Raw genomic sequence first — 211 nt, forward strand, 5'->3', positions numbered from 1 at the left:
CTCGTAGCCAAAAATGCCCATATGATCCCAGCGGGTCGTTTCGCCGATAATAAACACGACGTAGGTATCATCAATATTCTTGGGGGCAACGTAGGTAAATTTCTTCGCCGGATTCATCAACGAATTGTTATCTGAAGATTCATCCACCTGCGCCCAGGCATACAAACCCAGCGCGGACAGCCAGTTTGAAGGCAAATATGAATTTGCCACT

General features: G+C 46.9%; 1 pseudogene. It reads right to left on the bottom strand.

Features of this window, described 5'->3' with window-relative positions:
• Positions 1-211: pseudogene (locus tag FDX22_RS15880) on the bottom strand (lipid A phosphoethanolamine transferase); the annotation flags it as partial.

It is taken from the genome of Citrobacter sp. TBCS-14, assembly GCF_005280805.1.
Lineage (GTDB): Bacteria > Pseudomonadota > Gammaproteobacteria > Enterobacterales > Enterobacteriaceae > Citrobacter > Citrobacter gillenii.